This window comes from Agaribacter flavus (assembly GCF_042646125.1).
Taxonomy (GTDB): Bacteria; Pseudomonadota; Gammaproteobacteria; order Enterobacterales; family Alteromonadaceae; genus Glaciecola; species Glaciecola flavus.
The window spans coordinates 132,512-155,127 of record NZ_JBHRSW010000015.1; the positions used below are offsets into that span (position 1 = coordinate 132,512).

Consider the following 22,616-nt stretch of genomic DNA (forward strand, 5'->3'; position numbering starts at 1 on the left):
CAGAATAAGAAAAATCCCTTTCATTTTGACTAGACTATTCCTATCCGTCTAATAAGGCGAAGAATTTTCCAAATGTTTAGTAATACTCCAGTAAACACAGCGAGTGTAGCTATAAAAGCATAGAACATTATGTATTCTGGTATCAAATATACTTCAGATATCACCGCAACAGTACAAAAAGCGACTCCCATTAGCAATATAGATAACAAAGCTGCAAAGGGGCTAAACCCCGCTCTAATGAATATATTGTGCAAGTGATGTTTATCAGGCTGCAACACCGAACGCCCTTTTCTGGCGCGACGAATCATAATCGCAGCCATATCCATCAATGGAAGGCCAATTAACCACACTGCCGTGATTGGTCTAAATGTAGAATCGGTCGAACCTGCATTTTCTACGAGCAACCAAACAATAGCTAGCCCGATAAACATACTGCCAGCGTCGCCCATGAAAATTTTATTTCCTTTAAATCCTTTAATACTCAAATTGAAAGCAAGAAAAGGGACTATCGCAGCAGCAATAACCAAAGGTGCAGTGATTCCTGATAAATCGCCCTGCACGTACATGAGCACAATAACAGAAAATAACACGACTAGACTCATACCACCGGCTAATCCATCTATTCCGTCTATCATGTTGAACGCATTGATGACTCCAACCACACAAACCATGGTGAATACGTAACCCAAAGTAGGTATATGTAAAGCGCCAAAGCCAAAAATATCGCCTAAATTAACGACATAATTGTCAGCTACCCAAACCATTAATGCAGAGACAACGAATTGACAAAACAATCTGCCTTTTGCGCTCAAATCAAACCGGTCATCCAGCATCCCCAAAAGTACAATAAACGCAGCAGATGTTAAAAACATCGGGTTATTTTGGAAAACGACATCAGTAATAAGGCTGGCAAAAAGAATCCCCATGAACATGGCCAAACCACCAGTCAATGGAATATTGCCTGAGTGATTCTTTCTGTAATTAGGGATATCAACTAATCCAAGAAAGTGAGCAACAGGTGTCATCACAACGAGTAATACAGAGGTTATCAACGCAGTTATTATTATTGGCGCGTAATGTATATACGTCATTAAAGTAAAAAGACCTTCGGCAACAGTAGCTTCAAGATGCATCTATAGTTGTTTTAGTTAAGCTTGTAGATTCTTACTTGTATTTGCAAAATATTGATTGAAACATATAGTTTGACCATACAAGCGATACAAATAGCACCTTAAAAAATATGGTCTAAGGGTACGTTGATATCCAGTAAAGTGCAATAAAAAAGCATGTAAATATTCTCTTAAGCCTTGATTGATAACATTTTTTTACATTTTCAGTATTTTTCACTACTTGTGTCTTTTTTATGCGACATAAAAGTTAGCAATTTAGTTGTATTTTCAAACAAGTTGAAAAATGCAATTTGGTGTCCATGTCATGGGTTTCATGCTTTTGGTTTGAAAAGACGAGTACTTACTTTTTCAAAGTATTAAAAAACAAACAGCATTTATTTTTTTAAGTATAATAGAAAAAAAGCCAACTATTATTATTTTGAAAATTTATATTTCAACACGAAAAATTCCTGGGCTACAAAACCTAACGCTCACAGAGAGAATGGCCATACTTGAAGCGGCATCCAAAAACATGCCTATTCCTCAAAAAACCATCCTCAATATTTTAAAATTGCTCGTGATTGTGCCCGTTTTTGTACTGCTCCTAAAGGTATCAGAAAATTGGTGGGCACTGGCATGGGCTGTACTGATTTTGTTGCTTTATCCACTAGTGGTTAAACCATTACAATACTCAATGAGCGTACAATATCTCCCTAAGCAAATTAACAAGGACAATGAATGAAAACAATTTTAGTCACTGGTGGTAGTGGTTACATCGGCAGCCATACTGTTTTACAGTTGTTAGAAAACGACTACAAGGTCGTCGTTCTTGATAACTTATCCAATTCTTCTCCAGAAAGCTTAAAACGAGTAGAAGAGATCACCGGTAAACAAGCAACATTCATAAAAGGTGATATCTTAGATGATGCTTGCTTAAATTCATTATTTTCAGACTACACTATCGACTCTGTTATTCACTTTGCCGGTTTAAAAGCCGTCGGTGAGTCGGTTGTAAAGCCCATGCACTATTACGAAAACAACGTATATGGCACATTAAATCTGTGCAAGGCAATGAAAGCACACGGTTGCAAAAATATAGTGTTTAGCTCGTCTGCCACTGTTTATGGTGATCCGATAGAATTACCCTTACATGAAAACCTGCCAACCGGAAAACCCACCAATCCATACGGTCAATCAAAGTTGATGGTTGAACTAATCCTCTCCGATATTTATAAATCAGACAAAGAGTGGAATATCGTTTTACTCAGATATTTCAACCCAGCGGGTGCACATGCTTCTGGTCGAATAGGCGAGGATCCAAATGGTATCCCAAATAATTTAATGCCATTTATTACTCAAGTGGCAACAGGCAAGCGTGAATACTTAAGTGTATTTGGGAACGATTATGACACGCCAGATGGCACAGGTGTACGCGATTACATCCATGTTGAAGACCTTGCAAACGGCCATTTAAAAGCGCTAGCCAAAATTGATGACAACGCAGGCTTATTTACTTGTAACCTTGGTACAGGTCAGGGATATAGTGTACTTGAAATGGTAAAAGCCTTCGAACAAGCCAGTGGTAAGCCGCTTCCTTACAAAATAGCACCTCGCCGTGAAGGCGACGTTGCCTCTTGTTACGCTGACCCTAAGCTAGCAACTGCAGAACTGAACTGGAAGGCAGAAAAAGGACTAAAAGAAATGTGCGAAGATTCGTGGCGTTGGCAGTCCAATAACCCAGATGGGTATCCCAAATAACTTTTTAAACACTATCACCTACTTTAGCGAGGTTTAATACTGACCTCGTTAAATGCAGGAAGTCCGAGCATATATTTGAAAGAAAGCAATCTATTTACTTGCTGCAAAACAAAACATTCGGCCAAAGCTATTTTTGTAGATATTTACCTAGCATCAAACCAGTCGTTGATGTGCTTTACTGCCCTTCCAACAAACTTTCAAAGTCAGAAAAATCATCAGCTTCTTGCTCGATTTCTTCTTCGCTTTTTTGCCCTATTTTTCCGTCACTGACATCAAAAGCCAGACGCTGAAAATACACATCACGGACAAATAAATACTGGTCTAGTGAACGGTTTAGGTTTTCTTCTACTTCTATTAATGACGCTCTCGTTTCGATAACGCTGATTAAATTTGCCGCAATGACGATAGGATCATCAAGTACGGTCGATGGCCAATAATAGTTGTCTACGATATCGCCGGTAAAACTGCGAACATCACTTGGCCCCAAACCTGGCAACATCAAGTACGGTCCAGTGCCTACCCCCCACACACCAAGTACTTGTCCAAAGTCTTCCTCTTGACGCTCCAGCCCCATGCTTTGCGCTACGTCAAAAAGACCTAAAACACCAACCGTTGAATTAACCAGAAAACGCCCTAGGCTGGTAGCAGAATCGCCTGGTTTCCCTTGCAAGATATTATTAATCGTATTTGCAGGTTCTTCCAAATTATATACCGCATTCATCAGTCCATTTCGTACAGGTTGCGGCATAACGGCAACATAGCCCAGTGTGACAGGTTTGATCAGGTAGCGGTCAAGTACATCGTAGTTGAAATCCCAAATAACGCGGTTGACAGGCTCTAATGGATCGTAAGCTTTTGCTTGTTTGCTAGCTTCAGAGCGGTTTTGCTCTGTCCCTGCTTGGTTACTGGATTGCGCTTGTTGTTCTGCATGGTTCGCCGTACAGGCGCCCAAGGCCAAACAAACGACTATCGATGCCAGTTGCAGTAGTTTCACTTAAATCTCCTTATCAATCAGTATAGTTGTAGACACCGCTTTTCCTTTAAGCAAGGGGATAGCCTCAATGCCACCTTCCAATTCACCACTGGCAGCCATCACATCTGCGTCTCTAGACACTCTAGCTGTTAGCTTTACACTTTCAACGGTATCTAAGGTTCGTCCAGCCAGCATGGCATTTTCGGTAGATAGAGTCACATTGACAGGAAATGAACTTAAGGCCAAACGTTTGACTGCCAAAGGTATCCTCACCTCACTTTGCGCATCTTGTGCGAACACAATCAAAAACCCGTTGTCGGGTAGCTTACTTGTGAGCTTTTCGCTCAATTCGACCCTAATTTGAATACTGGTCAATGTGTCTACTTGTTCGTTTACTGTATCGGCGCTTGAGAGATAATGTTCTTCTACCCCAATGCGCCGCAATTGAACCACAAGCGATTGATAAAAATTACTCTCTGGTGCCATCATACCCTTTATCATAGCAAAGTTTTGCCCAGCAAGCTCTGCGTTCCCTAGTTGTGTCGCGATCACAGTAAGCAGCAATCGATAGTCCTTATTTGTAGTGTCTTTAGCAATCAAAAATTGCACCTGATTAGCCGCATTTTTCAATGAATTTTCGGTACCAGCGGCCATCAATGCATTTGCATACTTATATCGAGTATCTGTGTCCTGAGGCGATAACTCTAAAGCGCGTTGATACGCTGCTATTGATTGCTCTATGCGGCCAATAGCAAGTTGCACTTGTCCTAAAATTTTCCAACCGGTTGGATCCTTAGGTGTGTCCTTCAGACGATGCCTAATGATCACTGCATACTTAGCATAGTCGTCTGCGCTAATTTGTTGATTACCACTTTCAGCCATAGTTCGGGTTAGCGCTTCGGTATTGTTGAGTAAGTGAATGTACTCTTGCAGCCCTGACAATTGATTTGATGAATAATAAACCACTATACCTACTAAAACGGCGGGGAACGACAAAGCGGCGAGTAATAGTGGATGCATCTTAATGCGCTTTCGCTCGCCGGTTTGCTCCTCTTTCGGTGCCAAGCTTTCATTGTACAAAGCGAGCTTTAGCTCTTTTAGAGCCGTTTTTTTATCTTTTTCGGATATTAGCCCCTGCTCAACTTCTTCATCCAGTTCTTGCATCCGTTGTTTGACTACATTGGCGTTGGACACTTCATACCGATTTTTTCTGTTTTTGCTAACAATAGGAACAACAACAAACAAACTGGCAAACACTACAAGCGCAAAGGCGTAAATATAAAATTCGGTCATGTACTTTTTATTCTTCTTTTAGTAACTCGTCTGCCTTGGCCAACTTATCTTCGATGTTATCTTCTTCGTGCGTTTTTCGCCTCACGATAAACATCCCAAACATAATAAAGACAAAGCACAATGGTATTATCCAAAGCCATATCGTCGCAGTATTTACCGGCGGTTGATAATGTACAAAGTCGCCGTAACGCGCTTTCATAAAATCAATCACCTGCCCTTCATTTTTACCTTCTTGCATAAGCTGATATACCTTACGCCTCATGTCATGGGCAATCATAGCATCCGAATCAGCAATATTTTGGTTTTGGCACATTGGGCATCGCAGTTCTTTTGTCAGCTTTAAAAACACTTGTCGTTGATTCGGATCATCGAAGGCGTAGTTCTCCGCATAATCGTCTGGAACAACTCGTTGTTTTGTATCTTCCGCTTTTACGCCGCTAACCAATAGGCATATGCATGCAAAAATAATAGGTGATAGCTTTACTCTACTCATTGCATGGCACCTGTCGCTGTCTCCTCCCGTATGGCATTAATCACCGGCATAAACTTAGATTGCCACACCCGCTCATTAATATCGCCAAGATGATGCACCCGTATTACTCCATCGTGATCAACTAAAAAAGTCTCAGGCGCACCTGTAACACCCAAATCTAAACTGGTGTCTCGGTACACATCAAAAATATTGAATTCAAAAGGGTTCCCGAAGCGTGAGGTTGTTTCAATGACTTCTGCACGCACTCTATTGATAGTTTTACTGCCAAAATCTGGGTCTAGATCCTGGTCGTAATACAAACCGACAAACCGATAGCCTTGTTGACTTAATTCAGTCAAATAAGGTAATTCGATGGCACAGGTCACACACCATACCCCCCAAACATTGACCAAAGTCATTTTTCCCTTAAACAGATCGTTTGTATGAATGACACTTTCGTCCATAAGATCAGGTAAAGAAAAAGCTGGAAAAGTATTCGCCAGTACAACAGACTCTCGTTCAGAAGGGTCTGAGAACAACCCTTTGTATAAAAACACACTAAGAGACAAAAATAAGACAAGAGGTAACAAAAACCAAGTTAAACGCTTCATAGTATGCTCTCTCTCGAAGCACTTTGTGGCGTACCAAAAGTCGATGCATCTTCACTCTTAGCAGCACGCTTGAACTGTGCTATCTTTTTAATCCGGTAACGCTTATCGGCGATAGAAAATGCCGCACCAATACTCATAATAAAAGCTCCGCCCCAAATCCATACAACAAAAGGTTTGTAATACAACTGGATCGCCCAATCTCCGCCCTCTAAAGGCTCCCCCATTGCTATAAACAAATCTCGAGTCAAGGTAGTATGAATACCCGCCTCGGTCATCGGCATTTGCTGAACAGTATAAAAGCGTTTTTCTGGCTCAAGATGGTTGATGAGTTTACCATTTTTGTAGATATCAAAGATTCCTCTATCTGCCGTGTAGTTTGGACCTTGTATCGCTTCGACACCGATGAACTTAACATCGTAATCCGCCATCTGTATGGTTTGACCAATTTTTACCCGCACATCCATTTCTTTTTCGTAATTACTTACCAAGGTTATACCAATGAGGCAAACTGCAAAACCTACATGCCCTAAGACCATTCCCCAATGACTGGGAGTAAGCTTTTTTAAAGATTGTAAAATAGGTTCTTCTTTTAACGGCGATACAACGCGTTGACGAACTTCAAATACTGTCGCTACTAAAATCCAGAAGCTCATCGTCATGCCAAGTAGAGCGAGTTGAGAAAAGTGGTCGTAGCTAAATATCACCAATAAACCGGCCGACAGCGAAATAAAGAACGCCATAACCAACTGGTTTCTTAACGCTTTTGGTTTTTGCCTTTTCCATCGTGTTAATGGCCCCACGCCCAAAAAGAAAACAAAAGGCACAATTAGTAACGTAAACATTTGATTAAAGAATGGCGCGCCAATAGAAATGCTGCCGAGACCAATTTCTTTATGGATAAGAGGAAACAGCGTCCCTAATAAAACCACAACCGTTGCAGCACAAAGAAGTACATTATTGCCCATTAGCATCATTTCTCGAGAGAACAAATCATAACGCCCAACTGATTTCAACTGAGACGCTCTTACTGCATACAAGAGCAAGGAACCACCAATTACAATGACGAGTAAACCTAGTATAAATAGCCCCCTTGAAGGATCGGAAGCAAAGGAATGTACTGACACCAGTACACCCGACCTAACCAGAAAAGTTCCCAGTAAACTTAAAGAGAAAGCAGCGATAGCGAGCAAAACTGTCCAAGACTTAAATACTTTGCGCTTTTCAGTGACGGCAAGCGAATGCATTAAAGCTGTACCTGCCAACCAAGGCATAAAAGCGGCGTTTTCAACCGGATCCCAAAACCACCAGCCGCCCCAACCTAGCTCATAATATGCCCACCAACTGCCGAGTGCTAAACCCAATGTCAAAAAAGCCCATGCCGCAATTGTCCATGGGCGAGACCAGCGCGCCCAGGTAGAATCAAGCTGCCCACCTATCAAAGCAGCAATAGCAAAGGCAAAAGCAACAGAAAAACCAACATAACCCATATACAGCATGGGGGGATGAATGATCATGCCGAAATCCTGTAGTAAAGGATTGAGATCACGCCCATCCACTGGGTAAAACGGCAACATGCTATCAAAGGGATTAGAGGTAATCAGCATAAACAAATAAAATGAAATACTCACCATACCCAGCACTGATAGCACTCGAGCTAGCATTTTTTCAGGTATGCCTTTGGAGAATAGAGCCACTGCAACCGTCCAAATCGCAAAGATCAGCACCCACAGTAAAAAAGATCCCTCATGTCCTCCCCAAACAGCGGTGACCTTGTAGTACACGGGTAACTTGCTGTTTGAGTTTTGCGCCACATATGTCAAAGAAAAATCATCAATGACAAAAGCATGGGTTAACACGCCATAGGCAATTAAGGTAAATATGAATAAACCAAAAGCTAAAGGACGCGCCATCGACATCAAAACTTGATTATCAGTTTGCGCGCCCCACAAAGGATATACCGCTAACAATATTGACAAGACCAAGGCGATGACGAGTGTGAGATTACCCAATTCTGCAATCATTGATAACTCCCCGCACTAGTTTTTGTATCATCTGGCTTGAAGTGTTTGATACCTTTGAGTTGTTCTGCAAGCTCAGGTGGCATGTATTCTTCGTCGTGTTTAGCCAAAACCTCAGTAGCAGCAATCAGTGTCGGATTTCTTAACTCACCAGTGGCGACAATACCCTGTCCTTCTCTAAACAAGTCAGGCAAAATCCCATCAAACTCGACTTTTACAGTAGGGCCAGAATCAACAAGTTCAAAACTAACACTAAGTGAATCTTCGTCTCGTTCAACGCTCCCAGGCACTACCAAACCGCCAATTCGTAAACGTTGTCCGACTATCGGTTTTTTACCCGTAGCTGTTTTACCATTGTGAATTTCAGTAGGGGTATAAAATACGTCAATACTGTCGTTCAAACTCACCAGCATGACAGACACGGCTGCTGCCAATAATACAAACGCTGCAGTAACAGCCATTAGCCTTTGTTTACGTCGACGGTTCATCTGCTACCTCTTTACTCTTTTTCCTGTTTTTACGGGCTTCAATTATGCGTTGTGCCCGTCGATGCTGCTTAGTGACTTCGCGTTTCACTATCCCATTCATAAAAATTGAATACGCGAGTACTGCCAACATTGCGCACAAACCTACACCAAAAGATAGCCACACAAATAATGCTCTTCCGCCCATATCAAAAAAGGCCTGAGCAGAATCAAACTTAAAGCCTTGTCCTGTCATATAAACCACACCGATCACAGCAAACATAACCGCAAGCCCAGTGACCAATATTTTGTTAGGTATTGTGTGTAAATCATGCTGCTTGTTTTGCATCATCTCAAAAACCCAAGGACGATGTGCGTCAGCTTTAATCAATTCGTTTTTTAAGCGTATTAAGACTGATGTTGCGATAAAACCCAAGGTACCCAAAATGGAGATCAACAAAGGAAGCAACATGGCCATTGGCATATCTGGCTTGTCTATTTTGCTGATCGTTGCAGGTTGGTGCAAGGTATTCCACCACTCAACCGAATATTTGATTATAGGTATGTTAATTACCCCAACTAAAGACAGGATTGCTGCTGCTTTGCCACCCTGAATCTTATCTTCAAAGGACACATACAAAGCCAGCACTCCCACATATAAAAACAACAATACTAGTTGTGAAGTGAGGCGTGCATCCCAAATCCAATACGTTCCCCAAGTGGGCTTACCCCACACTGCTCCCGTAAACAAAGATACAAAGGTCACAATAGCACCAACAGGCGCGATAGCAATCATCGTTATTAAGGCTGTTCGCCACTGCCAAACTAAGCCGACAAAACCCGCCACCGCCATCGCCATATATGCACTTAATGAGAGTGTAGCCGTGGGAACATGGATATAAATTATTCGGTATACGTCAAACTGCTGGTAATCAGTGGGTGCATATATCAATCCCCAGATCATGCCAATAGGCATAGCGACGACAAAAATTCCTACAAACCAAGGCAATAGTTGATTACACAACTTGTAAGTGCGATCCGGCTTGGCAAATTGGTTAAACCACTTCCACATTAGTTGAGACTCACCTTTAAAGAATAGGCAATAGCACTGGGCGCTAAAGCAAGTGAAAAAAGCAAAATTGCTGTCATTATACCCAGCTGAAATCCATACGGTAGTTGCAAAGATACAGATTCAATCGCTGACGTAGAAAAAATTAACAAGGGGATGAATAACGGCAGTAAAATGAGTGGTAACAATACACCACTTTTATGCAAGCTAACCGTAAGCGCAACCCCTATTGCACCGATCAAACTGATAATTGGGGTGCCAATTAATAGCGTCAACATTAAAACCCAATACATTTGGACAGTCATATTCAAAAAAAGCGCCAACAAAGGCGACAAGATCAAAAGAGGCAAAATACTAATTATCCAGTGTGCCAGCACTTTTACCAATACGATCAAATAAGCAGGTGTCGCGCTCAATAGATACTGTTCCAATGTACCATCTAAAAAGTCGTCCCTAAACAAACGTTCCATTCCTAATAGAAGTGAAAGAATGGCTGCTACCCAAACCACACCTCCTGACACACGCTGTAATAGTTCTGGACTGGGGCCAATAGCCACGGGAAACAAGCTGATGACAATGATAAAAAACATCAAAGGCTGCATGAGTTCGGAACGCTGACGAAACGACAGAGCCAATTCGCGTTTAAATACAGCTAATAATGCCCGCATTAGTGGAGATACTCCAGTATCCACTCTCTCTGCTTACAGTTTAGACTAGCTTGTTGGTGCGAGGTCAGCACGACTGAACCGCCGCTTTCAACAAAACTGTCAAGCTTATTTTCCAGTAGCTCGACAGTTTGCTTATCGAGGGCAGTAAAAGGCTCATCCAATACCCATAATTTCGCGTGAGTATTTATCCACAATTTAGCCAAAGACACTCGCCTTTGTTGTCCAGCAGAAAGCTGCCTAAGGGGTAAGTCTTCCATACCAAACAAACCCAGTTGTTCTAAAATATCCTCTAATTCAGTCAATGACGCGTTATGGCCATGTGTATTTGACCAAAACATCAAGTTTTCAACGGGATTGAGTGATGCGTTCAAACCTAACTTGTGGCCGCAATAGATTAACTTTTCGCAAACACTCATGTCTTCTGTTAAGTCGACACCATCAAAATACACCTTACCTCTTTGCGGCTTGCTTAGACCAACCATGATCCTAAGTAAACTTGTTTTACCCGCACCATTTTCGCCCTTTAGGAACAATAGCTCCCCTTTTGCAAGGGTTAAGCTCAAGTTTGCAAAGAGTACACGGTCTTGTTTTTCGCAGCTGATATCTTGAAGTTGAAGGAGACCCAATACTTTTCCCATCTATTTATTTGTGGCTACGCTCCCGTTAAGTTTTACATAGCCTTTGTTGTATGCCGTAAGCACCACTCTCAGTAGGTGAAATAATAACATAAAAAATGGCTATGTTTCCTTTAAGTGTCACTGATAAATGAGAATATTTCTGTAGAGAAATTACACAATTTTCCGATAAGCTAGTTATGAATACATCATCTATAACATCGCCGCAATCCTTACCCCAGCTGCAGGATACTGTATCAGGCGGCACAAAAATGACCGTTTCAGAATACGCCAAAGATGCAATAAAGCAAGGCCTACCACTCACACTAACCGTCGTTAAAGTCAATCGAACACACACCAGCTTGCAGATACAAAGCAGCAATCAAAAAATTCGGATTGCCAATGAAACACTCTCTGTCAATCCTCCCCTAAAAGAGGGTGACAAACTTATACTCACTGGCGTTAGAAATGAGCGCGCAAAGCTGATTGTTCAATCAGCAGAAAACCAAAACATACCGCCTATTGCCAATGCGCTTGCCAGACAGCTAGCCAAGCAATGGAAAGATATTTCAATGCATGACCTCAGTAAAGCAGCCATTTTCCCCACTGCGACTACACGTATCAACACGTACAGCGCAGTGCTTCAACTCGCAAGCAACATAATGAAATTTGGTGGAGTTGATGTAAACAAGGACTTGAAATATGGTGTATCGCTAGACATAAAAAGCAAGACAATCCAAGTATCGGAAGGTCGACAAATCGGCACTGTTAGCTTGCGAACCAGAGGCGCGCCGGTATCTGAAATCACCTTATCAAGCGACGCATTAGCTGATTTAGAGATATCGCCAAAAGACCGATTAAAAATCGAAATAGTCAACACGAATAAGGGTACCATCATTGGCAATCTGGCACTTGAAAAAGCCAACTATCAAGTGTCCAAACTCAGCCTAACTAAAAGTCAAATAGTGAAACTCAACGAAAGTTTAAGTGTTTCTTCAAAGATTGCTTTAGACAAACTGCTTCAACAAAATATATTTGTCCTCGGCGAGCAAGGCCATAAGCAAAGTCAAATTTTATTACCCGCAAGTAGCGAAATTGTGAAGTCGGTAAAAGGGCTTGAATCAATACAAAAATCAATTATTCCGCAGAATGATAGCCAAGGCAGCGAGCAGCTCTTAGTAACACAAGAAAGGGACGGAAAAAGCAAATATGTGCAGGTTCAGTTAGTTTCGAAACCTAGGACAATATTTGTACCCATTCATGTATTACATCATGATAGTAGTTCAGCTAAAAACCCTACAAATGAACATAAACCACAGCAAAACTCAGTTGAGGACAATATCTCTCAAACACAACAAACGAGAACGATTAAAAACAAATCAAGTGGTGAACAATTATACAAAAATACTATAGACGACCGAGTGTTTTTGCCTTCACGAGCACTAGTGGAACAATTCAAAACCCTTAGTCAAATCGACGAACATGCCGTTTCAAGCAAACTCCAATCTAATATTAAAAACTTGTTACTCAAAACGGATGCGCCAGTCGACCCTAAATTGCAGCAACTGATCAATGAAATTTTCAAGGGATTACTGAAGGTTACACAAACCAAATTAGATACTCCTCCACTTAATGCTATTAAACTGGCAGGCAAACAAACCAATAACACTACAGATGCTAGCACCAATGCAAATTCAATCCCTGTCATAGATAAACAAATAACCCGAAAAGAAAATACTGACAAAGCAGCCACTGAATTCCCAGATATCCCTAGCAACACCGAATTAAAGCAATTACATTCGAGTTTATTGACAGATGGAATGCTGACTCAAGCTATTCGCACTCCCAAACCCGCCAACAACTTCGTTGAGGCACTCGTCAATTTATTGATTGTGCGCCTACTGCCATCGACCAGCGCCCCTGCATCCATACAACAACAGCTGACGCATTTACTGCTTGGAAAGTCACAGATTCCGCAATTCACAAAACAAGCTAATCAAGTCAGTTCAAAAAACCGAACAGAAAGCGAGCATGGCAGCCACACTCAGTTACTCAACGGTATTCGGCAAATATTCAATCAACGAAGTTTGAACACCCTTAAAAGTGCTGACAACACTATTCAGTCCAGCGATAGTTTGTATTTTGTTGTCCCTAATTTAATAAATCCCTCAGGGCAGGAAATACAAGTCAGCTTAAAAAGGGAACATCAGCGTAACGACGATGAAGAAGATCGCTTGGAGACACAATGGAAACTCGACTTAAAATTAGATATCGGGAAAAGAGGCCAACTTTTAGCAAAAACTATCATCAGGCAACAGTCACTTAGCCTTGGATTGTATGCCTCTAATGATGCTTTAAAACGAAGCGTCGAACAGTCCCTACCTAAATTCGGCCAAAGACTCAATGATTTAGGGATATCTTTGGTCGAACAAAAAGTTTACGTTGCTAAAATTCCCTCATCATTGATGGAGACACAACTTAGTACGATGAAAACCTACGCTTAATCAAATTTGAGGCATGAACAAGATGAAAAATGCATACCAAACAAGCAATAGTAAGAAGCAAGCCACCGCCTTAAAATACGATGCAAAAACAAGTAAAAGCGCACCAACAGTCATGGCAAAAGGAAATGGAGATTTGGCTCAAGAAATCATTACCTTAGCTAAAAGCCATGGTATTTTCATTCATGAAGACGAGCAATTGAGTAATATACTCTCTCATTTAGATTTAGGCCAAGCAGTACCTGAAACACTGTACACAGTAATAGCCGAATTGATCAGTTTTTCATATGTTTTACAAGGAAAGTTTCCTGCAGAATGGGAAAATACGCATCAGCGAATAGATTTCTTAGAATAAATATTATAGGCCGCTCATCTTTGTCCTATAATTTTACAAAGAAAAACAGCCTATAAAGCTACAGCATTGGCTATGTTAAACATATAAATCATTTACAACATAGCCGTCTGCTAGCATATTGGCAAAGCAATCAGTTACTCTGCGATTGCGCTTTCTTCTTCGGCTTCATCCACTTTTTTAGTCAATAATAATTCTGCTCTGATCTTTGTCTCGATATCCTTAGCAATTGCTGGATTTTCTTTTAGATATCTGACAACGTTGGCTTTACCTTGACCAATACGGTCACCATTATAGCTATACCAAGCACCTGCTTTCTCGACAAGCTTTTGCTTTACGCCAAGATCAATAAGTTCAGCTTCTTTGCTAATACCTTGCCCATACATGATCTGGAACTCAGCCTGCTTAAAGGGCGGTGCGACTTTGTTTTTTACCACCTTGACGCGCGTTTCATTACCCACGACCTCATCCCCGTCTTTTATTGCGCCGATTCGACGAATATCCAAGCGTACTGAAGAATAGAATTTAAGCGCATTACCACCAGTGGTGGTTTCTGGATTACCAAACATCACGCCAATTTTCATCCGGATCTGGTTAATAAATACACATAAGGTATTTGAGCGCTTGATATTAGCAGTAAGTTTACGTAATGCTTGTGACATTAAGCGTGCTTGCAAACCGACATGAGAGTCTCCCATATCTCCCTCGATTTCTGCTTTTGGTGTCAAAGCGGCAACGGAGTCAACGATCACTACATCGACGGCACCAGAGCGCACCAACATATCGCAAATTTCGAGTGCTTGTTCGCCTGTATCTGGTTGAGATACCAACAAATCATCAATATTGACGCCTAGCTTTTCTGCATATACCGGATCAAGGGCGTGTTCCGCATCAACAAATGCACAAGTTTTGCCAGCCTTTTGTGCTTCTGCAATAACTTGCAAGGTAAGCGTTGTTTTACCCGAAGATTCCGGCCCATAAATTTCAACTACTCGACCACAGGGCAAACCACCAATGCCTAAGGCGATGTCGATCGTCAATGATCCAGTAGAAATAGCTTCAATATCCATTGCCTGATTGTCACCCAAACGCATAATGGCACCTTTACCAAATTGTTTTTCTATTTGGCCTAATGCGGCAGTGAGTGCTTGGTTTTTATTATCTTTCACAATGATATCCTTGGTTTTTGAAGACGCTTTTTTGAGATAAGCAAAATTATATTACACACTTTACACTGTATAACTATACAGTACAATATTAATTAGCAAAATTATGATGTCACTCCACAATGATAACTTGAATTAATTAATCAACAACCGCTATTTGGATCAGTTTTTTCAAAGCGAAGTGAATTGCCTGTTGACGAATCGCCGCCCTGTCACCAGTAAATACTTGATGATAGGTTAAACACGTATCTTTGTGTCGGATAGCAAACCACACTGTACCTACCGGTTTAGCATCTGTACCTCCGCCTGGGCCTGCAATACCGCTTACTGCAATACAATAATCGGCATCAGCGGCTCGCAAACCACCATAAGACATTTCAACAACAGTCTGTGCAGACACTGCACCGTGCTCCATCAAGGTTTCTTTTGACACGCCTACAAGGGTTTCTTTTGCTTCATTGGCATAGGTTACCCATGCTTGTCGAAACCACTGCGAAGAACCCGCTACATTAGTAATCGCATAAGCAATCCCACCTCCAGTACAAGACTCCACCGTTGTAACCGTTTGCTTTTTCCTTAGTAATATTTCACCCAGTTCTTCTGCTAGTTTACCGTTAATACTCATTTAGTAAGATTCCCGTGCAACAAAACAATCTAACAAGAATCAAGACAAAAGGCGTGTGGGGAACTACACAGTGCAAATTTATTTTTCATGGATGAAAAATTTAAACGTACAAGGATGTACTTGCAGCAATTTGCACTGTGTAGTTCCCCACACGCCTTTTGTCTTGATTCTTGATAGCTCAAAAAGTGACGCTTAAAAGTCAATGTCATATACAGTTCTTATTATTGCAAATATGTTTTAAGATCAGCGTATAGAAACTATAACAACAATAAAAAATGAGAGACATGCCTACATCATCTCAAAAACACACGCCAATGATGGCGCAATACTTAAATATTAAAGCAGAACATCCCAATATTTTAGTTTTTTATCGCATGGGTGATTTTTACGAACTATTCTTCGATGACGCTAAAAAAGCCGCCCATTTGCTAAACATATCGTTGACTGCACGTGGAAAATCTGGTGGAGAACCCATCCCTATGGCTGGCGTTCCCTACCACGCTGCCGAAAACTATTTAGCCAAGCTCGTAAAAATGGGGGAGTCAGTCGCAATATGCGAACAAGTGGGTGATCCCGCCACGAGTAAAGGACCAGTAGAAAGAAAAGTCGTCAGAATTGTTACCCCAGGCACGATCACTGACGAAGCCTTGCAGGACGAAAAAAGAGAAGCGGTTTTAGCTGCTATATACGAACACAAGCAAGCCTTTGGTTTTGCATATTTGGATGTAGCCAGTGGTAGGTTTGTGGTCAGTGATTGCAAGTCAAAGGAAGATCTACTCTCTGCCATGTATCGAATAAACATTGCTGAGTTGCTATACGCCGATGATTTCAGCCAATCAGATATTGTCGAAGCGTTTAAGGGCAGTAGACGACGTCCTGCATGGGAATTTGACAAACAAACAGCACTTAGCAAGCTAAATAAGCAATTTAGTACGTCCAGCTTGAGTGGGTTTGGTGTAGATGAAAACATGCTAGCCATTAATTGTGCTGGTTGTTTATTGCAATACGTTCAAGAAACCCAACGCACTCAACTCATCCATCTAAACAAAATTGTCTGTGACAACCACGCAGATATATTGCAAATGGACGCAACGACACAAAAAAACCTTGAGTTAACTCGCAATTTATCAGGTGGAACAGAAAACACACTCCTCAGTATATTAGACACGACCAGTACCGCTATGGGTTCGCGTTTACTGCAAAGAATGCTGCACGCACCTACGCGTTCAATACAAGAAATCACAAGCCGCCAACGCGCCATACAAGCGCTTATCAATACAGGTGATAGTGTTTTAGCGCAACACCTAAAAAACATTGGTGACATTGAACGAGTGTTATCTCGAATTGGCTTAAGAAATGCGAGACCAAGAGATTTTTCACGTTTGTCTACAGCCTTAAAAACACTTCCTGAAGTACTGTCGCTGCTATCTGAAATTATCCAAACAGATCTATCAAGTACAGCGCAAAACGACGAAGATCATATTTTCACTCAATACATCGAGAAGATTAGCACCTACCCAGCACTCGCCTCACTACTCGAAGACGCCATTATCGATAACCCTCCCGTTGTGCTCAGAGATGGCGGTGTCATTAGAGAGGGATTCAACCAAGAATTAGATGAGCTGCGCGCTTTAGCATCGGGCGCAACAGACTACTTGTATGAACTAGAAACGCGCGAGCGTGAACGAACGGGTATCGCTACTTTAAAAGTCAACTACAATAAGGTACACGGTTTTTATATCGAAATAAGTCGGGCAAACAATCACTTAGTACCACCAGACTATATACGTAGACAAACACTCAAAAACAACGAGCGCTTTATTATTCCAGAACTTAAAGAGCATGAGGACAAAGTACTCACTAGCCAAAGCAAAGCGTTAGCATTGGAAAAGCGTCTTTACGAAGAACTCTTTGATCAAATCATACCGCACTTGGCTGCCCTACTCGATAGCGCTCATTATTTAGCCAAATTAGATGTAATGAACACGCTAGCCGAACGAGCAGAAAGTCTAGACTGGACGAAACCCGATTTCGTCAACGAAAATTGTATCGAGTACTCCGACGGTCGACACCCCGTTGTAGAACAAGTGATGAACGCGCCGTTTATTGCTAACCCTCTGTCGACCAATAATGAGATCAAAATGTTGATGATCACAGGTCCGAATATGGGGGGTAAGTCAACATATATGCGGCAAACTGCATTAATCGTGCTGTTGGCGTATGTAGGATCGTTTGTGCCTGCCTCAGCTTGTCGAATTGGTCAAATCGACCGCATATTCACTCGCATTGGCGCCTCTGATGACTTAGCGTCTGGCCGTTCGACCTTTATGGTGGAAATGACCGAAACTGCCAACATATTAAACAACGCGACCGAAAACAGCTTGGTACTCATGGACGAAATTGGAAGAGGTACAAGTACGTATGACGGACTCTCATTAGCATGGGCTTGTGCGAGCTATCTGGCAAGGAAAATTAACTGTTTTACCCTGTTTGCCACGCACTACTTTGAATTAACGGCATTGGCAGAAGATGAACCGACAATCAGCAACATACACCTGAGCGCCATTGAACACCAAGATGACATTCGTTTTATGCACCAAGTACTACGAGGTGCCGCCAACAAAAGTTATGGCTTACAAGTCGCAAAACTAGCCGGCGTGCCAAAAGCCGTGTTACAAATAGCCTCAAACAAGCTACATGAACTAGAGTCCCTTGGCGCTAATAACAATGCAGTCAGTACAGCCTCTGTTGAGACAAACACCTCGAGTCACCCCCAAGCTGATATAGGTGCTTGCAATTGGCTAGAAGAAAAATTAAGACAGACGGACATTGATGCCTTGAGCCCTCGCGAGGCACAAAATCTCTTGTATGAATGGCGCGCTATGCTGAAGATTTAAGCGAATAAATTCGTTTACTCAACAGGGTAAAAACCGCTATACTATGCGCCCAGCAATAGAGAGCTTTCTTTTTCTCTGTGTCGCATTACGCTTTGACAAAAGCTAATGCTTCTATAACTTTTTCTTTACATCAGGCCTTATATGACAAAGTATATTTTCGTCACTGGTGGTGTTGTTTCATCATTAGGTAAGGGCATCGCTGCGGCCTCATTAGCAGCAATTTTGGAAGCCCGTGGACTAAAAGTCACCATGCTTAAACTCGACCCATATATCAATGTCGATCCTGGCACGATGAGCCCCATCCAACATGGCGAGGTTTTCGTTACCGATGATGGCGCAGAAACTGATTTAGATTTGGGACATTATGAGCGATTTATTCGCACTCGTATGACTCAACGAAACAACTTTACTACTGGCCGAGTTTATGAAGAGGTACTGCGCAAAGAACGCAGGGGAGACTATCTTGGTGCAACAATTCAAGTGATCCCTCATATTACCAACGAAATTAAAAAGCGCGTCGTTGCTGGCGGTGAAGGAAACGAAATCGCCATTGTTGAAATCGGTGGCACGGTGGGTGATATTGAATCGCAACCTTTTATCGAAGCCATTCGACAAATGGGCGCAGAACTCGGTCGCGAACGCACAATGTTTATGCACCTTACACTCGTGCCCTATTTGGCGGCTTCTGGCGAAGTGAAAACTAAACCCACACAACACTCAGTTAAAGAACTTCGCTCGATTGGTATTCAACCTGATATTTTAGTTTGTCGCTCAGAATGCGCTTTACCTAACAACGAGCGTTCAAAAATCGCATTGTTTACCAATGTTAACGAAAAAGCCGTTATCTCTTTACGCGACGCAGACAGTATTTATCGTATACCCGCTGCCTTAAAAGCTCAGGGCATGGATGAGTTAGTTGTCGAGCGCTTTGGTTTTGATTGCCCAGAAGCCGATTTATCTGAGTGGGAACAAGTCTTATATGCTGAATCAAACCCAAATAACGAAGTGACCATTGGTATGGTCGGAAAATACGTCGAATTACCTGACGCGTATAAATCGGTGAATGAAGCCCTCAAACACGCTGGCCTCAAAAATAGAGTCACGGTTAACATTAAATATATCGACTCTCAGGACATCGAAAGCAAAGGCGCCACGGTGCTAAAAGAGCTAGATGCGATACTTGTACCTGGTGGCTTTGGCGAACGCGGCATTGAGGGCAAAATTGCCGCAGCAAAACACGCGCGAGAAAACGACATTCCTTATTTGGGAATATGCTTGGGTATGCAAGTCGCATACATTGAGTTTGCGCGCCATGTTGCCGGTATGGAAAATGCCAATAGTACTGAATTTGATAGCGAAACGCCCTACCCGGTCGTCGGTCTAATCACTGAGTGGTTAGATTCTGACGGTTCAACAGAGATCAGAGATGTTTCGGGTGATTTAGGTGGTACCATGCGCCTTGGCAGCCAGTTGTGTCACTTAGTGGAAGGTAGTAAAGTGGCTGACACCTATGGCAGTATAGAAATATTTGAACGTCACCGCCATCGTTATGAAGTGAATAACAACCTGCGTCCCAAGTTGGAAGAGGCAGGACTAAAAATTAGTGGTTTATCTACCGACAAACGACTAGTAGAAGTGATCGAATTAGACGATCATCCATGGTTTATTGCAGGGCAGTTTCACCCTGAGTTCAACTCTACTCCCAGAGATGGACACCCATTGTTCGAAGGCTTCGTTGCCGCCGCCAATGAGTACAATAAGAAACACAATTAATCAAAATTTGGAATAGAGGAATCATCTATAATGGCCAAAATTAGCCGAATTGTTGGAAGAGAAATATTAGACTCGCGCGGAAACCCTACTGTAGAGGCAGATGTATACTTAGAGTGTGGTGCAATGGGTCGCGCAGCTGCCCCCTCAGGCGCTTCAACGGGTTCACGTGAAGCACTCGAACTGCGTGATGGCGACAAGTCTCGTTACCTAGGCAAGGGAGTATTGAAAGCGGTAGGTGCAGTAAACGATAAAATTGCTGCCGCTCTCGTGGGTGAAGAAGCAGGCGAACAAGCAAAACTTGACCAGATCATGATTGATTTGGATGGCACAGAAAACAAAGAAGTATTAGGCGCAAATGCAATATTGGCAGTATCGTTAGCTATCGCTAAAGCACAAGCAATCAGCACGGGCAAACCTCTTTATGCACACATTGCTGAACTCAACGGTACACCAGGTCAGTACTCAATGCCTGTGCCAATGATGAACATCATCAACGGTGGTGAGCACGCTGACAATAACGTCGATATTCAAGAATTTATGGTTCAACCTGTCGGCGCATCCAGTTTCAGTGAAGCATTGCGTATGGGTGCTGAAATTTTCCACGCACTTAAAAAAGTATTGTCATCAAAAGGCTTAAATACGGCTGTGGGTGATGAAGGTGGTTTTGCGCCAAACTTAAGCTCAAATGCAGAAGCCCTCGCGGTTATCACGGAAGCGGTAGAAAATGCTGGCTACAAAATGAATGAAGATATCACTCTTGCACTAGACTGTGCTTCTTCAGAATTTTACAAAGATGGGCAGTATGTGCTTAGCGGCGAAGACAAGTCATTTGATTCTGAAGGTTTCAGTGATTACTTAGCTGAGCTTTCTTCTCAATATCCCATCGTGTCTATTGAAGATGGTCTAGACGAGAGCGATTGGGACGGTTGGGCTTATCTTACCAGTAAACTTGGCGACAAAATCCAATTAGTGGGTGACGATTTATTTGTTACTAACACCAAGATCCTCAAGCGTGGTATCGACAACGGTGTAGGTAACTCCATTCTTATTAAGTTTAACCAAATCGGTTCACTTACCGAAACATTAAACGCGATCAAGATGGCGAAAGACGCTGGCTTCACAGCAGTGATTTCTCACCGTAGTGGTGAAACGGAAGACGCTACAATTGCAGATTTAGCAGTAGGCACGGCAGCGGGTCAAATTAAAACAGGCTCTCTGTGTCGCTCTGACCGTGTAGCAAAATACAACCAGTTACTTCGTATCGAAGGTGAATTAGGTGCTGATGCACCGTACAAAGGGCGTTCTGAAATAAAAGGGCAATAAGCTTTGTAAGGTTTACTTAACTAAGTAGCGATATTACAAAAAGCGGAGGTTTTGCCTTCGCTTTTTTTTATGCCCGTAAAGTTAGCACACACTTAGGCATTGGCCGGTAGCTCTGGCTCGACTCCGCCATACATTTTCAATCATAACTTGGGACGTGTTTTCAAGGCGTGCGAATGCTATCATTCATGCGTTTAAGCAAATTAAGACTAACAGCACTGTGGTAAGCAACTCTCAAACACAAACGGATATATTTCATTTAACGGCTAAATACCCTAATTTTGCCGAATTGAGTAACGCCTTGTATGAACGAGAAATTCAGCGGCTTGCCAACAGCAATATATCTGACCCGCAGTTAATCAAACGCAAGTTAAATGGACTGACCTACCACATAAAGAATGCCGCCACGCACTTACTAGAAGATTATGCACCGATGAACGTTGATGTTCACAATGGTACGTGGCAAGCAAAACAAGCCGGAAAATGCCCAATTAACACTCAAGAAACAAGCAAGACGCTGCAGTGGTTTTCACAGTACGCTCGATACGGCGCGGTCGTGGCCGTGTACATCGAGCATTTGGGAGAGGAGCACATCGAACTTGATAGTATCGATAGGATTGCCTCTGATCGCATTCATCTCAATCAATTTGGTTGGTTTTCTAAAACAGGGGAATATTTTGATATTATCCCCAAGCAAACGCGCTATCTATTACTCAAACCAACAAAACCTGTATTAGTTGCTGCGTGTGGCGGTCACCGATGGACACCAAAAGGAAAAACTGTCCCCCGCGCTTTGTCACTGCGAGAGCTCTTACTATCGACTGAAATAGATTGGAAAACCTATAAATAAGACTGGCAGTGTTCTACACTATCGGCTGATTTTTCCTATTTTCTGACGAGATCCCTTATCAAACAATCCGCGACGACTTGGCT

General features: G+C 42.2%; 20 protein-coding genes and 1 pseudogene. 8 read left to right on the plus strand and 13 right to left on the minus strand.

Annotated features, from left to right (window positions below):
- Window positions 1-29: 29 nt before the first annotated feature.
- On the minus strand, window positions 30-1,091 hold the full coding sequence (gene wecA, locus ACFOHL_RS10045) for a UDP-N-acetylglucosamine--undecaprenyl-phosphate N-acetylglucosaminephosphotransferase (RefSeq protein WP_376920092.1): 1,062 nt from the start codon (window positions 1,089-1,091) through the stop codon (window positions 30-32).
- 457 nt (window positions 1,092-1,548) lie between these two features.
- Here wecA and ACFOHL_RS10050 point away from each other — a divergent pair, with 457 nt between their 5' ends.
- Together ACFOHL_RS10050 and galE are read left to right on the plus strand one after the other, a co-directional pair.
- On the plus strand, window positions 1,549-1,851 hold the full coding sequence (locus ACFOHL_RS10050) for a DUF6170 family protein (protein WP_376920093.1): 303 nt from the start codon (window positions 1,549-1,551) through the stop codon (window positions 1,849-1,851).
- On the plus strand, window positions 1,848-2,867 hold the full coding sequence (galE, locus tag ACFOHL_RS10055; RefSeq protein WP_376920094.1) for a UDP-glucose 4-epimerase GalE: 1,020 nt from the start codon (window positions 1,848-1,850) through the stop codon (window positions 2,865-2,867). The genes ACFOHL_RS10050 and galE overlap by 4 nt, the downstream gene beginning before the upstream one ends.
- 175 nt (window positions 2,868-3,042) lie before the next feature.
- On the opposite strand, the gene ACFOHL_RS10060 is transcribed toward galE, so the two are convergent.
- The 10 genes and pseudogenes from ACFOHL_RS10060 to ccmA all read right to left on the minus strand — a co-directional run bounded on the left by ACFOHL_RS10060 (window position 3,043) and on the right by ccmA (window position 11,061).
- A complete protein-coding gene (locus tag ACFOHL_RS10060) occupies window positions 3,043-3,861 on the minus strand; it encodes an MlaA family lipoprotein (RefSeq protein WP_376920095.1) in 819 nt (272 codons plus the stop codon).
- Entirely contained in the window at window positions 3,862-5,133 is a 1,272-nt protein-coding gene (gene ccmI, locus ACFOHL_RS10065) for a c-type cytochrome biogenesis protein CcmI (RefSeq protein WP_376920096.1), read from the minus strand.
- Window positions 5,134-5,140: 7 nt separating this feature from the next.
- Window positions 5,141-5,626: a cytochrome c-type biogenesis protein gene (locus ACFOHL_RS10070; RefSeq protein ID WP_376920097.1), complete on the minus strand. Its 486-nt coding sequence runs from the start codon at window positions 5,624-5,626 to the stop codon at window positions 5,141-5,143.
- Window positions 5,623-6,216 (minus strand): redoxin family protein, encoded by a 594-nt coding sequence (locus ACFOHL_RS10075; protein WP_376920098.1) that lies wholly within the window; start codon window positions 6,214-6,216, stop codon window positions 5,623-5,625. The genes ACFOHL_RS10070 and ACFOHL_RS10075 overlap by 4 nt, the downstream gene beginning before the upstream one ends.
- A complete protein-coding gene (locus ACFOHL_RS10080; protein WP_376920099.1) occupies window positions 6,213-8,237 on the minus strand; it encodes a heme lyase CcmF/NrfE family subunit in 2,025 nt (674 codons plus the stop codon). Before ACFOHL_RS10080 ends, ACFOHL_RS10075 begins: the two co-directional genes overlap by 4 nt.
- Complete coding sequence (ccmE, locus tag ACFOHL_RS10085) at window positions 8,234-8,722, minus strand: cytochrome c maturation protein CcmE (protein ID WP_376920100.1); 489 nt, start codon at window positions 8,720-8,722, stop codon at window positions 8,234-8,236. The genes ACFOHL_RS10080 and ccmE overlap by 4 nt, the downstream gene beginning before the upstream one ends.
- A complete protein-coding gene (gene ccmD / locus ACFOHL_RS10090) occupies window positions 8,706-9,050 on the minus strand; it encodes a heme exporter protein CcmD (protein ID WP_376920131.1) in 345 nt (114 codons plus the stop codon). Before ccmD ends, ccmE begins: the two co-directional genes overlap by 17 nt.
- Before the next feature lie 6 nt (window positions 9,051-9,056).
- Window positions 9,057-9,770, minus strand: a pseudogene (locus tag ACFOHL_RS10095) (heme ABC transporter permease); the annotation flags it as partial.
- The gene (ccmB, locus tag ACFOHL_RS10100) at window positions 9,770-10,435 is read right to left on the minus strand and encodes a heme exporter protein CcmB (RefSeq protein WP_376920132.1); all 666 of its coding nucleotides are present in this window, start codon (window positions 10,433-10,435) and stop codon (window positions 9,770-9,772) included. The gene ccmB and the pseudogene ACFOHL_RS10095, both read right to left, overlap by 1 nt.
- Window positions 10,435-11,061 carry a cytochrome c biogenesis heme-transporting ATPase CcmA gene (gene ccmA, locus ACFOHL_RS10105; protein WP_376920101.1) on the minus strand — a complete coding sequence of 209 codons (627 nt, stop codon included), beginning with the start codon at window positions 11,059-11,061 and terminating at the stop codon, window positions 10,435-10,437. The genes ccmB and ccmA overlap by 1 nt, the downstream gene beginning before the upstream one ends.
- A gap of 188 nt (window positions 11,062-11,249) precedes the next feature.
- Between ccmA and ACFOHL_RS10110 the strand changes: the two genes are divergently transcribed.
- Together ACFOHL_RS10110 and ACFOHL_RS10115 are read left to right on the plus strand one after the other, a co-directional pair.
- A complete protein-coding gene (locus tag ACFOHL_RS10110) occupies window positions 11,250-13,553 on the plus strand; it encodes a hypothetical protein (RefSeq protein WP_376920102.1) in 2,304 nt (767 codons plus the stop codon).
- Between the two features lie 22 nt (window positions 13,554-13,575).
- Entirely contained in the window at window positions 13,576-13,905 is a 330-nt protein-coding gene (locus ACFOHL_RS10115) for an EscU/YscU/HrcU family type III secretion system export apparatus switch protein (protein WP_376920103.1), read from the plus strand.
- A 134-nt stretch (window positions 13,906-14,039) separates the two neighbouring features.
- Here the strand turns inward: ACFOHL_RS10115 and recA are convergent, their stop codons facing one another.
- Both recA and ACFOHL_RS10125 read right to left on the minus strand, forming a co-directional pair.
- Window positions 14,040-15,071 (minus strand): recombinase RecA, encoded by a 1,032-nt coding sequence (gene recA, locus ACFOHL_RS10120; protein ID WP_376920104.1) that lies wholly within the window; start codon window positions 15,069-15,071, stop codon window positions 14,040-14,042.
- Window positions 15,072-15,207: 136 nt separating this feature from the next.
- Window positions 15,208-15,693 (minus strand): CinA family protein, encoded by a 486-nt coding sequence (locus ACFOHL_RS10125; RefSeq protein WP_376920105.1) that lies wholly within the window; start codon window positions 15,691-15,693, stop codon window positions 15,208-15,210.
- A 284-nt stretch (window positions 15,694-15,977) separates the two neighbouring features.
- On the opposite strand from ACFOHL_RS10125, the gene mutS reads away from it, so the two are divergent.
- The 4 genes from mutS to ACFOHL_RS10145 all read left to right on the plus strand — a co-directional run bounded on the left by mutS (window position 15,978) and on the right by ACFOHL_RS10145 (window position 22,533).
- On the plus strand, window positions 15,978-18,590 hold the full coding sequence (mutS, locus tag ACFOHL_RS10130) for a DNA mismatch repair protein MutS (protein WP_376920106.1): 2,613 nt from the start codon (window positions 15,978-15,980) through the stop codon (window positions 18,588-18,590).
- A gap of 141 nt (window positions 18,591-18,731) precedes the next feature.
- The gene (locus tag ACFOHL_RS10135; protein WP_376920107.1) at window positions 18,732-20,363 is read left to right on the plus strand and encodes a CTP synthase; all 1,632 of its coding nucleotides are present in this window, start codon (window positions 18,732-18,734) and stop codon (window positions 20,361-20,363) included.
- A gap of 30 nt (window positions 20,364-20,393) precedes the next feature.
- Window positions 20,394-21,686: a phosphopyruvate hydratase gene (gene eno, locus ACFOHL_RS10140; RefSeq protein ID WP_376920108.1), complete on the plus strand. Its 1,293-nt coding sequence runs from the start codon at window positions 20,394-20,396 to the stop codon at window positions 21,684-21,686.
- Window positions 21,687-21,840: 154 nt separating this feature from the next.
- Window positions 21,841-22,533, plus strand: coding sequence for a hypothetical protein (locus ACFOHL_RS10145; RefSeq protein WP_376920109.1), 693 nt, complete (start codon window positions 21,841-21,843; stop codon window positions 22,531-22,533).
- Window positions 22,534-22,616 lie beyond the last annotated feature (83 nt).